Raw genomic sequence first — 14,412 nt, 5'->3', positions numbered from 1 at the left:
TTGAAGGTTGAAGGTTAAGAGGCTCTTGAACCTCTCGCCTCTCACCTCTCGCCTCTCACCTCTCACCTCTCACCTCTCGCCTCTCGCCTCTCACCTCTCGCCTCTCACCTCTCACCTCTCACCTCTCGCCTCTCACCTCTCACCTCTCACCTCTCACCTCTCGCCTCTCACCTCTCACCCCTCACCCCTCACCCCTCACCTCTCACCTCTCACCCCTCACCCTCTCACCTCTCACCTCTCACCTCTTGCCCCTGGTTCTCAGTTCTCGGTTCTCTGAAGAAACATCCCGGCACGAGAACGACCGTATCACTGTTATAACCATGTATCAACAGGAAAGGAGTACATCCAATGAATCTGTATCGAGTGCTCTTTGCGCTTGCTGGCGCACTCGCGCTTGCTGCATGCACTGCCACATCACCGACAACTCCAGCAGCACCGGCAAATACCGGCGCAACTGGCGGCGCGACGATCCAGATCAGCGATCCCTGGGCGCGGGCGATGAAGATGGAAGGCGGCGCGATGGGCGGTATGGAACAACCCACTATGGCGCCTGCGTCCGGCGGCGGGTATGGCGGCATGGAGCCGACCAAAGCGCCCGAACAGGGCATGGGACACGGCGGACACGGCGGCATGGATATGGACATGGGAGGCACAAACAGTGCAGCATATATGGTCATCCGCAACACCGGCAGTGAAGCGGACAAACTGATCGCCGCGAGCACCGATGCCGCCAAAACGGTCGAACTGCACACCGTCATCGAAGAGGGCGGCATGATGCGCATGCGCCAGGTCGAAGGTGGCATCGACATTCCCGCCAATGGGCAGGTCGAACTGAAGCCGGGCGGGTTCCATGTGATGCTCATCGGTCTGACCCGCGACCTGAACGCAGGCGATAAGGTGGAATTGACGCTCACCTTCGAGAAGGCGGGAGAGATTCCGGTAACGGCGGAAGTGCGCCAGCCATAAGGTGACGGTCACACAGGACGCCGCCAGGGTTCGCTGGCGGCGTTCTCTGAGGATGGCGTCCCATGCGCGGTCGTTCGTACACTACTGCCGGGGCGCTGCGGGCGAAAGCCCGCGCTGAGGACATAAAAGCCCCGTTGGGGCTGCTGATGCTAATGCGCAGTCTGCGTCCGCGACTGCCAACGCGCGTTGTGACTCGTTACACCGCGCGAACCGGGCGCTCGAATATCTTGTCTGACTGACCGCAAGTTAGTATAACACGGAAAAACTGGACCCATAACGGGGTTCAGGTCAGGCGCCTTTGTACCTTTGCGCCTTTGTGCGCGCTTAAAGGGAGTAACTTCGGGACGCCTTTCCCTGGAACAGCGCCCATGTTTCAGTGCGCCATGCAGGTAATGGATCGGGTATGACCATCACCTTCGCCGATCCCAACAATTCCAGCATCGCTTCTTAACAATCCCTGAAGAAAGTCTCGCTACGATAAGAGGTGTATCGGGCAAATGCCGATCCTTCGTAGCGAGGTCTTCTGATGAACGTCCATACTCCGGAAGTTCAACGACGAATACTGACAAACCTGGCGCTCGACGGCGCAATGTTCGTTGTCTTTCTCACCACCACGGCGCCACGCTTCACCGGTATCGCCATTCACGAATGGCTGGGAATCGCGCTTGGCGCCGCAGTCGTCACTCATCTGGTCACTCACTGGTCGTGGATCACTGGCGTTGCGCAGCGGCTTTTCAGCCGGACAACGGGGTGCGCACGTCTCGACTATGCGCTGAATGCGCTGCTCTTTGCGGTCTTAACGACGATTATCTTCACCGGACTGATGATTTCGGAAACGGCGCTGGCCCCCCTCGGCATTCGCACCGAGCGTGATCGTTTCTGGACACAACTTCACCATCTGGCATCCGACGCGGCAGTGTTTCTGCTGGGGGTGCATGTGGCGTTGCACTGGCGCTGGATCGTCAACGCAACACAGCGTCTGTTCACGCGATTCTCCTCCCAAAAAGCGGCAGCACTCAGCGCTGCGCCGGTTCTGGGAAAGGAGGCGCAGCAATGAAAACCATCCGGCGTATCGTCGTCATTCTGTCAGCGGCGCTGGTCGTCGTCGGCGCACTCATTGCGCTCAGACAGACAGAGGTTCTGGCGAGGTTGCTGCCGGAGTCGGATCGTGCGCGCCTCGCAGCCGGCGTAGAGCGCGACCGATTCGCGTCCGGCAGATTCGAGCGCGATGAGCGCGACGGCTTCGTGCACAAGCATGACGCAAAGCGCGAACCGGATGCACGTGGTATTATCGAAGTGGTCAAAAATCTGCTGATCATTGGCGTCATCATCGCGCTGGTTGTGGGAGCGTCACCGATTGTCCGTCGTTTTCTGCGGCGACGATCCCCGCCGCACGCTGCAGCGGGCATTGCGACATGAACACAATTCTGGTCGTTGACGACGAGCCGGCGCTGCGCGACATGCTCCGGCTCTATCTCGAACAGGAAGGCTTTCACGTCGTCGAAGCGGGTGATGGACGGCGCGCGCTGTACGTGGCGCGCGTCGAAAAGCCCGACCTGGTGATTCTCGACCTGATGATGCCGGAAATGGGCGGGTACGAGTTCCTGCGCGCCTTCGCCAAAGAGTCGCGCACGCCGGTTATCGTGCTGACGGCAAAGATCGAGGACACCGACAAAATCCTGGGGCTTGAACTCGGCGCCGACGATTATGTCACCAAACCATTCAATGTGCGCGAGTTGATCGCCCGCATCCGCGCGGTTCTGCGCCGCACCCGGCAGGCGCCGCTCGAACCGGACGTGCTGCGCGCCGCTGATATTGTGCTCGACCGCACCGGGCGAACGGTGCGCGTCGGCGCACGATACGTCGATCTGACGCCATCGGAGTTTGCCATTCTGGCAACCCTCATGGCCGCGCCGGGGCAGGTCTTCTCGCGGCTCGACCTGCTCGACCGCGTATCCGGTGATGCCTTCGAAGGTTCGGAGCGCACGATCGATGTGCATATCCGCAACCTCCGCACCAAAATCGAAGACGATCCGCGCAATCCACGCTATATCGAAACAGTGTACGGCATGGGGTACCGTTTTGCGCTGCTGCGCACGACGGACTCCTCAAGGACAGGCGCCTGACCATGCGATCTTTGACGCTCAAACTAACCCTGGCGTTTCTGCTCGTCGGGCTGATCGGCTCACTCCTGGTTGCGCTGTTCGTCGGGTTGCGCACCCGCTCCGAAGTCGATCTGTTCCTCTCGGTTCGTGATCGAACGATTCTGCTGAATGCGTTGCGCTCCTATCACCAGGCGAACGGCGGATGGCAGGGGGTCGAGCAACTCCTCGAACGGACGGCGCCGCTCGACTTTTACAGCCGGAACCTGATCCTGACAGATACGAACGGCGTTGTGGTGTACGGACGCCGACCGTACTCTCCTGGTCGTCGGTTGGGTCGAGTCATGATTGCGCGCGCCGAGCCGCTGCGTTCCAATGGAGACATCATTGGCTATTTCTTCTTCGCCGGTCCTCCGCCTCTCCCCCTCCTCAACGATCCACGCTGGGCAGCCGAAGCCGCACTCTTGCAGCGGCTCACGGTGGCAACCGTTCTGAGCGCGATTGGCGCAACCGTCGCGGCGCTGGTGGTTGGCATCGTGCTGGCGCGCACGCTGACCCGCCCTATCCGCGAGTTGACGGCGGCGACGCGCGCGATGGCGCAGGGGCGTCTCGATCAGCGGGTGACGGTGCGTTCGCGCGATGAAATCGGCGAACTGGCGCAGGCATTCAACCAGATGAGCGCCGACCTGGGGCAGGCAATCCAGGCGCGCCGTCAGATGACCGCCGATCTGGCGCACGACCTGCGCACACCGTTGAGCATCCTGCGCGGCTATACAGAGGGCTTGCAGGACGGACGGATCGAGGGATCGCCCCGCATCTATCAGGTTATGCACGGCGAAGTCGAGCATCTGCAACGCCTGATCGACGATCTGCGCCTGCTGTCGCTGGCGGATGCTGGCGCACTATCGCTCAACCGGCGCGCCGTCGATCCGCGCGCGCTCCTCGAACGCGCGGCACTGGCGCACATGGTGCAGATAGAAGCGCGTGGACCGGCCATTCGTGTGGAGGCGTCCGACTCGCTCCCTGCGGTATGGGTCGATACCGACCGCATGGCGCAGGTGCTGAACAATCTGGTAGCGAATGCGCTGCACCACACACCGGAAGGCGAAATCGTGCTGGCGGCGCGTGAGGCGGAGAATCAGCGCATCGTCATCGACGTGCGCGACACGGGCAGCGGCATTGCGCCGGAAGACCTGCCACACATCTTCGAGCGTTTCTATCGCGCCGATCCCGCGCGCACCCGCGAGAGCAGGCAGAGCGCCGGGCTTGGACTGGCAATCGCCAAAGCCATCGTTGAAGCGCACGGCGGAACGATCAGCGTCACATCGACCGTCGGCAGCGGCACAACCTTTACCATTACCCTCCCGCTTGCGCTCTCGCCGGAGACCCACGCCGGATCTCAGACAACATCGTATTCAGGGGTCAACCTGAGCCATCCATAGCGCGTATGCCTGAGATTGGCTTTGTGGGTGAGGTGAGCGAATAATCCGAGTTGCTGCATTGTTATATCGATCCTTCTGGAGAAAGTAGCGTTTTGAGTAAGTCTTCAACCTTTTCTTTAACATCTTTGGAGCGACGCTCGAAGAAGGCAGCCAGATCGTATTACTTCTCGACAAAACGCATACGTGCTTTCAGTGGACGAACCATTCGTCGTACCCGTCAGGATAATCCAGTGGCGCTCCTTATATCGTCTTGCCACATCACTATCGATCTGGGTTGAAAACAATATGATCACTGGCATATATTTATGCGCATATGCGTTCACAGCGTTGGCGATGTTGGCGTTTTGACGTTTTGAGTCTTTGCTCTTGTACCCCTGGCGTACTTCAAAAACACATCCCTTGATGCCCTGCAAGGTGTCATTCTGCAAGCCTGCCAGACGTCCGGCGGCGTCTATCCACTGCTTTACCTTCTCTCGAACCTTCAAATCTTTCACATCATCAATGACAATACGACCGTCTAGTGAAAGTTTCCGAGACCCGATAACGTAACTCCAGGCGGCTTCTTCTGAGGATAGTCCAAGATGATCTTGCAACATCTGATGGAAAATCCACTGACAGGCAATGCCTATCTGTCGATAGACAGATGTAATGCCGCCAGCCGCCTTGTGTGCGGCATAGGTCAGCGGTGAGTCAAGACCTATCCAATGATAGAACGGATCAGATGTATACAGACTTTGGAACTGTTCCAGAGTCAGTCCTGGACCAGATCCCCCGCCAAACCTGGGCTTGTAGTCCCGGCACTGATCTAATGCCGACTTAAGGATCCTGAAGTAGCGCTCATCCGGCGACGAAGCCTGTACCGGCGGCGGAGGCAGCGCTCTGGCATCAGCATTATTATCGGTCTGATCCCAGACGTCGTCTGGCATAGTGCACCCGATACCGGATGCAACGATCTATGAACAATTGTACCACGTTCCGTTTTACAGGACAATGCCAACTACCAGGGGGCCAGGCATGAATTGTCAGGCGGCAAGAAAGCGCATCCATGCTGCACCCTGGCTGGCGCCTGCCCAGCACACCTCCCGCAAGCGGGGAGTGTGCTGGGCAGGCGTTCCGCCGGGCGTCCACCTGCGCGGTTTGGCACGCTCAACGCGTGTGAACGCCGCTGTTTCCGTCCGCGTAAGCGGACGGTCGGTCACAGGTCCGTCAGAGGCGATCTTAATCGCTGGCCACCGGAGCACCGTTCCCTGACAAATCATGCCCGCATCCTGCTGGATTGTGCAGGCGCAGTGTGCTGGTATCGAGCACGCTGCATGCTCTTACCCCAGAATCCCGGTCACCAGCGCCAGCAGCACCCCGCCGGCGACGACGCTGCCCAATTGACCGGCAGTGTTGGCGCCCATGGCGTGCATGAGAATGAAGTTATCGGGGTCTTCGGCGAGCGCCACTTTTGCCGCCAGGCGCCCTGCCATCGGAAAGGCGGAGATGCCCGCCGCGCCGATCAGGGGGTTAATTGCCCCGCCGCTGACGAACGCCAGGACTTTGCCGAACAGCAGACCGGCAACGGTGTCGAGGATGAATGCCAGCAGCCCCAGCCCCAGCACCTGGAGCGTCACCAGGTTCAGGAACGATCCGGCGTCCATAGTCGAGCCAATGGTCAATCCCAGGAACAACGTGGCGATATTGATCACTTCGTTCTGCGCCGCTTTGCTCAACCGCTCGACCACGCCGCTTTCGCGCAGCAGATTCCCCAGCATCAACATGCTGATCAGCGGTGTCGCCGCCGGTACCAGCAAGCCGATGATCAGGGTCACCACGATGGGAAAAAGGATCAATGCCTGCCGCGAAACCGGGCGCGGCGCGTATGCCATGCGAATGCACCGCTCGTGGCGTGATGTCAGCAGCCGCATCAGCGGCGGCTGGATAATCGGCACCAGGCTCATGTAAGAGTAGGCCGCGACGGCGATGGGGGCAAGCAGTTCCGGCGCCAGTTGCGAGGCGACATAGATCGACGTGGGACCGTCAATCGCACCGATGACGCCAATTGATGCCGCCTGATTGAGCGGAAAACCGAGGAGCGTCGCCAGGATCAGCGTACCGAAGATGCCAAACTGACCGGCAGCGCCAAGAAGCGCCATGCGCGGCATCGCCAGCAACGGGCTGAAATCGATCATTGCACCAACGCCAACAAAGATGAGAAGCGGGAAGAGTTCGGTGCTGATCCCGGCGCGGTAGAGGATGCCGAACAATCCTTCGCCGTCGGTCATGCCGGTGAGCGGAATGTTCGCCACCAGACAACCAAACCCGATCGGCAGCAACAGCACCGGCTCGTATTCTTTCACCACCGCCAGCGTTATCAGCGTCGCGGCAACCGCAAGCATCACCAGGTTGCCGATGGTGAAGTTTGCCAGACCTTTGATCAATTCGGGGATGAGTGTTGAGAAATCCATGCAAATCCGCCCCTGATCCCAAATACCTTTCAAATAAGGGCGCTCACACGCCCTCGGTCTTATGCGCGTCGATGTCTCCCGCCAGTCTCGCGTCAAAGGAGCTACGCGCGATCACCGCGCACGTGATGGTCATAATACTCATGCGCGGTCATTCGTACCATACTGCCGGGGCGCGCAGCGGGATGCCGAGGCGCTGCCGGCGAAAGCCCTCGCTGAGAACGCGGTTCGACGGCGCTCACCGCACGTGGTTCGACGGCGCGCACCGCAAGTGCAAGCCCCGCCGGGCGAACTGATGCCACTGCGCCGTCATGCGTCCGCGACACGCCTGCCGGTGCGCGTTGACCGTTGCGCCTTGCCCAACAAACGCGCGAACATCGTGTCTGACTGAACACCACTTGGTATCAGATGTTCAACAGAGGCGTTTGTCCAACAGTGAACGGTTACTCCGACTTAATGACCATCAAGGGTTGGTGGTGCTTCACATGCTGCCCATCGCTCACATAGACGGCTGACACGACGCCGGACTGTTTCGCGCGGATGCTGTTCTGCATCTTCATCGCTTCGAGCACGCACACCTCCTGCCCTGCTGTGACCTGCTCGCCGGGTTTGACCCGAACGGCGAGAATGACGCCGGGGATCGGCGCCAGCACCATGCCGCTCCCGGCGGCGTCAGGCACTGAAGGCGTCGGAGCAGGGGATGCAGGCAGCGCCGCAGGTGCGGACGCGGCTGGCGCCTGCCGACCATCGAGCGACCCGACGACCGGGGCGGGCGAGGACTCGGGCCAGACCTCGAAGCGTTCACCATCGACGATTGCCACGACCGGACGTGCATTGAGATCCACAATCTCGACGTTGTATGCCGTTTCCTCAATAACGACTCGCATCTTCATAGGTGTTCTCGTCCCTCTCGTCCTGTTCGAGCCATGCGTCCGGCTGCCTGCCAGGGGCTGACCACTGATGTGGAAGTTGCCATTCTTCGCGCCGCCTGTTCACGTGCGAGCGCCACCGCCGCCGCCGCCGCCGCCGCCCGTCGCCGTCGTTCAGAAAGGTCGGGCTGCGCTGGCAACGCGGGGAGAGCAGGTTCCGCCGCTTCGACGGCGGCTGGCGTTTCTTTCGCGCCTCTGGCAGTCAGCGCCGTCAACAGCGCCATCAATCCCCACAGCAGAAAGAGCGCGCCAAAGGTAATGCTCATGCCGATCACCAGCAGATACAAGGCGACACTCAGATTGTCGGGCATGGCACGCTTCTCCTTTTACACCGGCATATTCCCATGACGACGCGGCGGCGGCGCCACCGACTTATCGCGCAGTGCATCGAGCGCGGCAATGACCCGCGCGCGCGTCTCGCGCGGTTCGATCACATCGTCGAAGAAGCCGGCCGCCGCTGCATGGTAGGGATTGTTGAACTTCCGCTCATATTCGCGCGCAAGACGCGCGCGCTCGGCGGCAGGATCGGGCGCGCGCGCGATCTGATCACGGTAGAGCAGGTTCACCGCACCATCCGCTCCCATCACTGCCACCTCGGCGCTGGGCCAGGCGAGATTGATGTCGCCCCCCAACGATTTGCTGCTCATCACAATGTATGCCCCGCCATACGCCTTGCGCGTTACAATGCTGATCTTCGGCACAGTCGCCTCCGCATAGGCGTAGAGCACTTTCGCGCCATGTCGGATGATGCCGCGATGTTCCTGGTCGATGCCAGGCAGAAAGCCGGGCGAGTCAACGAACGTGACCAGCGGGATGTTGAAACAGTCGCACATACGCACAAAGCGGGCAATTTTGTCGGAGGCGTCAATGTCAATCACGCCGGCCATAACGCTCGGCTCCTGCGCAACAATGCCGACGCTCCGCCCGCCCATGCGCGCCCATCCGGTGATCGCGTTCATCGCCCAGACCGGTTGCAACTCCAGCCAACTGCCACGATCCACCACCCGCTCGATGACCTCGTGCATGCGGTATGCCTGCCCCGGATCGAGCGGAACGATCCGGTTCAATTCCTCATCGGCGCGTAATGGATCATCGTCAGTCGGAACGAACGGCGGGTTTTCGGTGTTATTCGAGGGCAGGTACGACAGCGCCAGTCGGCAGAGCGCCAGCGCCGTCTGATCGTCTGGCGCAGTCAGATGGCAGGTGCCGCTGATCGTCATATGTACGTTCGCGCCGCCAAGCCCTTCCAGGTCGATCGTCTCACCGGTGACCTCTTTGATGACATCGGGACCGGTAATGAACATGAAGGATCGGCGTTCGACCATAATCATCAGATCGGTGACGGCTGGCGAGTATGCCGCGCCGCCGGCGCATGGACCGAGCATCACGCTGATCTGCGGTATGACGCCGGAGCATTTGGTGTTGCGACGGAAGATTTCGCCGTAGCCGCCAAGGCTGTGGACGCCTTCCTGGATCCGTGCGCCGCCGGAGTCGATCAACCCGATGATCGGCGCCCCTTCGCTGAACGCCAGGTCCATCACCCGACAGATTTTGCGCGCCTGCGCCTCGCCGAGCGACCCGCCGAGCACGGTAAAATCCTGCGAATAGACGAACACTGTGCGTCCGTCGATCCTGCCGTAACCGGTCACAACGCCATCGCCATAGAATGTTTCGCCATCAACCGGCCTGCCGGTGGTGAACGGCTCGAGTTCGACGAAACTGCCGGGATCGAGGAGCAGATCAAGCCGTTCGCGGGCTGTCAGTTTGCCGCGCGCATGGTGACGAGCGATCCGTTCCGCTCCGCCTCCCTGGCGCACCCGCTCGCGCAACGCGCGCAGTTCAAGAATTCGCGGATCATCACTCATAGGTCTATCACTTTCGGGAGATCACCTGCGCTGCTCAAGCCCTTGGTGAGTTCAGGCAAATCTCCCAGGGGCTTCCACGTCCTGAGTGAGGGCGTTAGCCCGCAACGCAGGAAATATGCGGTCTGGCAGCGCCGGTATGTCAGTTTCATTTCTGTCTGTCCATCAGTCTTCAGCGACCCGGACGTTCTTATCAATGCACGACCGCGCCCCATCTGCCCCCTTATAGAAAATCAACCAGATGTTGCACAATCATTGCCCGTGTTGACCATCTTGCGTCCGCCGTCGGCTGAGCCTGTCGAAGCCGCCGTCCGCCGTCGGCTGAGCCTGTCGAAGCCGCCGTCCGCCGTCGGCTGAGCCTGTCGAAGCCGCCGTCCGCCGTCCGCTGAGCCTGTCGAAGCCGCCGTCCGCCGCTCCACGCCCTTGATGGTCCAGGTTTGGGAGATCGCTCCCTCCATCCTTCGGACAGGCTCTTACCTCTTCCCATGGTACAATGAATCGGCAAGGAGCATCTGCCTATGCCTGATGTCGTCACTCTTGGCGAGTGCATGGCGGTCCTGTACCCGCCCGATCCCGTTTCGCTCGACGAAGCCCGCACGCTGTTGCTCGACATCGGCGGCGCGGAAGCGAACCTCGCCATTGCGCTCTGCCGTCTCGGTCACAGCGCGCGCTTCATCAGTCGCGTCGGCGACGACCCATTCGGCAGACGGGTGCGCACGGTCCTGTCCGATGAGGGAGTTGACACCTCATCGCTGCACACCGACCCCGACGCGCCAACCGGCGTCTTCTTTCGCGAATGGCTTGCCGACGGCGCGCGACGTGTCTACTATTATCGCCGCAATTCAGCCGCCAGTCGAATCGGGCCGGATGACCTGACGCCAGAACAGTTCAACGGCGCGCGGATTGTGCATCTGACCGGCATCACTCCGGCGCTGAGCGCGTCGTGCGCTGCCGCGTGTGTGCGCGCCATCGACCTTGCGCGCGCCGCCGGCGCGCTGGTCTCGTTCGACCCCAATTTCCGCCCGCGTTTATGGAAAGCATCGCAGGCGCGCGATGTTCTCCTGCCTCTGATGCGCGCTGCCGACGTGCTGCTCATGGGGCACGAAGACGCCCAGGCGCTCCTGGAAGTCAGCAATGACGATGACGCGCTGGCGGCAGCGGCGGCGCTTGGCGCCCGCGTTGTCGTACTGAAATGCGCCGAGCGCGGCGTGCGTGCGCTGGTTGGCGGGCAACGCTTGGCCGTTCCGGCAGCGCCGGTCGCCCGGGTGATCGACCCCGTCGGAGCAGGCGACGGCTTCGATGCCGGATTCCTGGCAGGATGGCTGCGTGGCTGGGGTATCACCGAATCGCTGGCGCTTGGCGCCCGCATTGGCGCGGCAGCAGTGGCAACGCTCGGCGACTATGTCGGCTATCCACGTCTGTGAGTCACATCTGCTCCCGGAACGACACGCCATACCGTCTGCGCGCATCGAGCCAGGCGCGACGGATGAGTTCGCGCACCTCTTCGGGCTGGTGAACGTTGCGCAGCGTGGTTTCCGGGGTCGAGACATCGGCGCCGCGGAGGTGAATGTCGCCAATCCCCAGGATGCGCTCGCCAGCATTCTGCGTGAAATCGATATCTTGCAGCCGCACAAGTTCGATGTCATCAACACTGTGCCCGATCAAACCACGGTAGATGCGCACGCGCTCGGTGGTCAGCACATACCGTTCCGTAATCGAAAGGAACGGACGACCTTCCCACCGAATGCGCTCATCACCGGAGACTTCGGCGGAGACCGGCGGCGCGACTTCATCGAGCATCTGATTGACCGCCGGCAACAGATTATCGGCGATTGCCGCCACCAAACGATCCTGTTGATCGCGCGGCACTGACGACAGGTCGACGCCGCTCTGAGCAATCGCCTGCCAGACGGCAGCGACCACGCGGGCGCGATTTTGTTCAAGAGTCACAGCACCCTCCTCGCCGTTTCAGCGCGTAACCGTCGCCCCGCTGGAAATGATCGTCTGCCCGCCAAGCGACGCCGCAGTGACGCGGGGGCGGATGACGACATTCCGGCCAATGCGCACATCCGGCGGTATCTGCGCACTTCGTCCCACCAGGGTCAAACCGGTGTTCAGCAGATCGGGCATACGCTGGTTAGGGGTGTTATCCTCGCCATCGCCGACCACTGCGCCGCTGCCGATCACGACTTCCTTATCGACGATGCAGCGATCCACCACAGCGCCAGGCTCAACGACCGTCGCACTCAGCAGGATCGAGTCGCGCACGACGGCGCCCTCGGCAACCACAACCCCTGGCGCAATGATCGAGCGCGCAACCGTGCCGTAGATGCGGCAGCCATCGCACAGGAGGTTGCCATCAACACGCGCGTTTTCGCCAATTTCGGCTGCCGGACGCTCCTCGCTTTTCGTGTGGATGACCCACTCCGGGTCATAGAGATCGAGCGCCGGAGTTTCGACGAGCAGCGCCATATTCGCTTCGTAGTACGCCTGCACCGTCCCGACATCCGCCCAGTATCCCTGAAAATGGTACGACACCACGCTCGTCTCATGCACCAGTTTCGGCATCAGGTCGTGCCCGATATTCTGCTCGTCGCCATTTGCCAGCACTTCCATCAGGAAATTCTTGCGGAAGACGTAGATGCCCATCGACGCCAGGCTCGAACGCGGACGACGCGGCTTCTCCTCGAACTGCGTCACAATCCCGTCGGCATCGACCGACACGATGCCGTAGCGATGCGCTTCGTGCGGGCTGACGCTATGCACCGCCAGTGTCAGGTCGGCGTCGAGGTCTTCGTGCAACTGGAGCATTGGGCGATAATCCATTTTATACACATGATCACCGGCAAGCACCAGGACGGCATCGACCTTCTGTTCGGCGATAATGTCGAGATTGGCGCGCAGGGCATCGGCATTGCCACGCTGCCAGGCGCCCCCTTCGCTCGTCAGATAGGGGTGGAGCACCCGCACCCCGCCAATGCGCCGGTCGAGATCCCACGGCTTGCCAACGCCGATATGTTCATGGAGCGATCGCGGGCGATACTGCGTCAGCACACCGACGTTGTAGATGCCGGAGTTGACGCAGTTCGACAGCGTAAAGTCGATAATGCGATACTTGCCGGCGAAGGGAACCGCCGCCTCCGAACGTTCGGCGGTCAGCACGCTCAACGCCGGACTTTCGCCGCCAGCCAGGATCATGGCAAATGTGCGGAGCATATGCGCCTCTATATTGTCTCGCCCGACTTCACATCGCCAGCCGGGAAGTCTTCTTCATCACGGTCGGCATTGATAACGACATTTCGCCCGATGCGGATATTGGGCGGAATATGCGCACCCTTGCCAACAACGGTTATACCGGTCATCAGTTTATCGGGCTGCTCGCGGTTGGGCGTCATATCGTCGCCGCACCCCAAACGCACCCCTGCACCAACCACCACGTTCTTATCGACGATCACCCGGTCGAGCACGGCCCCAGGACCGATCCAGGTATCATTCATCACCACGCTATCGCGCACAACCGCGCCGGGTGAAATGTACACCCCCGGCGAGAGCACCGAATGCTCGACCGTGCCGCGAATGATGCAGCCGTTGCAGATCAGGCTGCGACTGACGCGCGCCTGCGGTCCCAGTTTGGCGGGCGGGCGTTCTTCGCTGCGGGTGTGGATGACCCAATCGGTATCGTACAGGTTGAGGGTATTAGCGGGATTGAGCAGGTCCATACTCGTTTCCCAGTAGGACTGGATCGTTCCGACATCGACCCAGTACCCCTGGAAGGGAAACGCATAGACGGCATCACGCCCCATCATAGACGGAATGACATGCTTGCCGAAATCGATCCGGGGCGACCCTTCGCCATTTTCGCTCAGGCGTTGAATCAGCGTATCGACATTGAACAGGTAGATGCCCATACTGGCGAGGGTGCCTTTATCGCGATTCTTCGGCTTCTCGGTAAACTCGACGACTCGCTGCTCCTCATCGACGGTCATAATCCCGAAACGATCGGTCTCTTCGAGCGGCACATGCATCACAGCAACGGTCATATCGGCGCGTTTCCGCTCATGAAACTCAATCATCTCGGCATAGTTCATCTTATAGATATGATCGCCGCTCAGAACGAGCACCAGATCGGCGCGGCGTTCGCGAATGTAGTTGATGTTCTGATACACTGCATCAGCCGTCCCCTTGTACCAGCTTTCATCACGACGGCCCTGGTACGGCTGGAGCAATTGTACGCCGCCACTGGCGCGGTCGAGGTCCCATGGCTTACCATTGCCGATATGGGCGTTGAGCGAATGCGGGCGGTATTGCGTCAGCACGGCGACATCGAAGATGCCGGAGTTGACGCAGTTGGAGAGGGTGAAATCGATAATACGGAACTTACCGGCAAACGGAACCGAGGGTTTGGCGCGTTTCTCCGAAAGAACGCTCAGCCGCGTCCCCTCGCCGCCAGCCATGATCATGGCAACGACTCGCACAGTCGGCCTCCAGCCACTGACGGCACGCGCAAAAGAGCGCTGCCGAAGGCTTCTTGCAAAAGGTACAGACGGGCTACCTGATGGGTTGTTGTCCATGTCAAACTATACCATACACCTGCGTATGCTGTAAAGCGTTTTTAGCGCATTTTTGACAGGAGGCGAGAGGCGAGAGGCGAGAGGCAAGAGGCG

The 14,412-nt window shown here is 60.8% G+C and carries 15 protein-coding genes; 6 read left to right on the top strand and 9 right to left on the bottom strand.

The features are described from left to right. The first annotated feature begins 348 nt into the window (after positions 1 to 348). From AC3EA7_RS04785 to AC3EA7_RS04765, 5 genes are all read left to right on the top strand, one after another. Complete coding sequence (locus AC3EA7_RS04785) at positions 349 to 966, top strand: copper chaperone PCu(A)C (protein WP_488612895.1); 618 nt, start codon at positions 349 to 351, stop codon at positions 964 to 966. Between the two features lie 526 nt (positions 967 to 1,492). Next, the gene (locus tag AC3EA7_RS04780) at positions 1,493 to 2,023 is read left to right on the top strand and encodes a DUF4405 domain-containing protein (RefSeq protein WP_488612894.1); all 531 of its coding nucleotides are present in this window, start codon (positions 1,493 to 1,495) and stop codon (positions 2,021 to 2,023) included. Next, a complete protein-coding gene (locus AC3EA7_RS04775) occupies positions 2,020 to 2,385 on the top strand; it encodes a hypothetical protein (protein WP_488612893.1) in 366 nt (121 codons plus the stop codon). The genes AC3EA7_RS04780 and AC3EA7_RS04775 overlap by 4 nt, the downstream gene beginning before the upstream one ends. Further along, the gene (locus tag AC3EA7_RS04770; RefSeq protein ID WP_488612892.1) at positions 2,382 to 3,092 is read left to right on the top strand and encodes a response regulator; all 711 of its coding nucleotides are present in this window, start codon (positions 2,382 to 2,384) and stop codon (positions 3,090 to 3,092) included. The genes AC3EA7_RS04775 and AC3EA7_RS04770 overlap by 4 nt, the downstream gene beginning before the upstream one ends. A gap of 2 nt (positions 3,093 to 3,094) precedes the next feature. Then, positions 3,095 to 4,510, top strand: coding sequence for a sensor histidine kinase (locus AC3EA7_RS04765; protein WP_488612891.1), 1,416 nt, complete (start codon positions 3,095 to 3,097; stop codon positions 4,508 to 4,510). Between the two features lie 116 nt (positions 4,511 to 4,626). Here the strand turns inward: AC3EA7_RS04765 and AC3EA7_RS04760 are convergent, their stop codons facing one another. The 6 genes from AC3EA7_RS04760 to AC3EA7_RS04735 all read right to left on the bottom strand — a co-directional run bounded on the left by AC3EA7_RS04760 (position 4,627) and on the right by AC3EA7_RS04735 (position 9,751). Beyond that, entirely contained in the window at positions 4,627 to 5,436 is an 810-nt protein-coding gene (locus tag AC3EA7_RS04760; protein ID WP_488612890.1) for a hypothetical protein, read from the bottom strand. Positions 5,437 to 5,829: 393 nt separating this feature from the next. Beyond that, the gene (locus AC3EA7_RS04755; protein ID WP_488612889.1) at positions 5,830 to 6,960 is read right to left on the bottom strand and encodes a sodium ion-translocating decarboxylase subunit beta; all 1,131 of its coding nucleotides are present in this window, start codon (positions 6,958 to 6,960) and stop codon (positions 5,830 to 5,832) included. A gap of 101 nt (positions 6,961 to 7,061) precedes the next feature. Next, positions 7,062 to 7,259, bottom strand: a complete 198-nt coding sequence (locus AC3EA7_RS04750; RefSeq protein WP_488612888.1) for a hypothetical protein — start codon at positions 7,257 to 7,259, stop codon at positions 7,062 to 7,064. Between the two features lie 141 nt (positions 7,260 to 7,400). Beyond that, positions 7,401 to 7,850: a biotin/lipoyl-containing protein gene (locus tag AC3EA7_RS04745; RefSeq protein ID WP_488612887.1), complete on the bottom strand. Its 450-nt coding sequence runs from the start codon at positions 7,848 to 7,850 to the stop codon at positions 7,401 to 7,403. Beyond that, positions 7,847 to 8,197, bottom strand: a complete 351-nt coding sequence (locus AC3EA7_RS04740) for an OadG family protein (protein WP_488612886.1) — start codon at positions 8,195 to 8,197, stop codon at positions 7,847 to 7,849. Before AC3EA7_RS04740 ends, AC3EA7_RS04745 begins: the two co-directional genes overlap by 4 nt. Before the next feature lie 15 nt (positions 8,198 to 8,212). Further along, on the bottom strand, positions 8,213 to 9,751 hold the full coding sequence (locus AC3EA7_RS04735; RefSeq protein WP_488612885.1) for an acyl-CoA carboxylase subunit beta: 1,539 nt from the start codon (positions 9,749 to 9,751) through the stop codon (positions 8,213 to 8,215). 515 nt (positions 9,752 to 10,266) lie between these two features. Between AC3EA7_RS04735 and AC3EA7_RS04730 the strand changes: the two genes are divergently transcribed. After that, positions 10,267 to 11,172 carry a sugar kinase gene (locus tag AC3EA7_RS04730; protein ID WP_488612884.1) on the top strand — a complete coding sequence of 302 codons (906 nt, stop codon included), beginning with the start codon at positions 10,267 to 10,269 and terminating at the stop codon, positions 11,170 to 11,172. Between the two features lies 1 nt (position 11,173). On the opposite strand, the gene AC3EA7_RS04725 is transcribed toward AC3EA7_RS04730, so the two are convergent. From AC3EA7_RS04725 to AC3EA7_RS04715, 3 genes are read right to left on the bottom strand one after another with little or no spacing between them, the layout of a single operon-like run. Then, positions 11,174 to 11,698: a PH domain-containing protein gene (locus AC3EA7_RS04725; RefSeq protein ID WP_488612883.1), complete on the bottom strand. Its 525-nt coding sequence runs from the start codon at positions 11,696 to 11,698 to the stop codon at positions 11,174 to 11,176. Positions 11,699 to 11,716: 18 nt separating this feature from the next. Beyond that, on the bottom strand, positions 11,717 to 12,964 hold the full coding sequence (locus AC3EA7_RS04720; protein ID WP_488612882.1) for a glucose-1-phosphate adenylyltransferase family protein: 1,248 nt from the start codon (positions 12,962 to 12,964) through the stop codon (positions 11,717 to 11,719). A gap of 8 nt (positions 12,965 to 12,972) precedes the next feature. Beyond that, entirely contained in the window at positions 12,973 to 14,223 is a 1,251-nt protein-coding gene (locus AC3EA7_RS04715; RefSeq protein WP_488612881.1) for a glucose-1-phosphate adenylyltransferase, read from the bottom strand. Positions 14,224 to 14,412 lie beyond the last annotated feature (189 nt).

The organism is Roseiflexus sp., from assembly GCF_057785375.1.
This window is presented reverse-complemented; position numbering and strand designations above follow the sequence as displayed.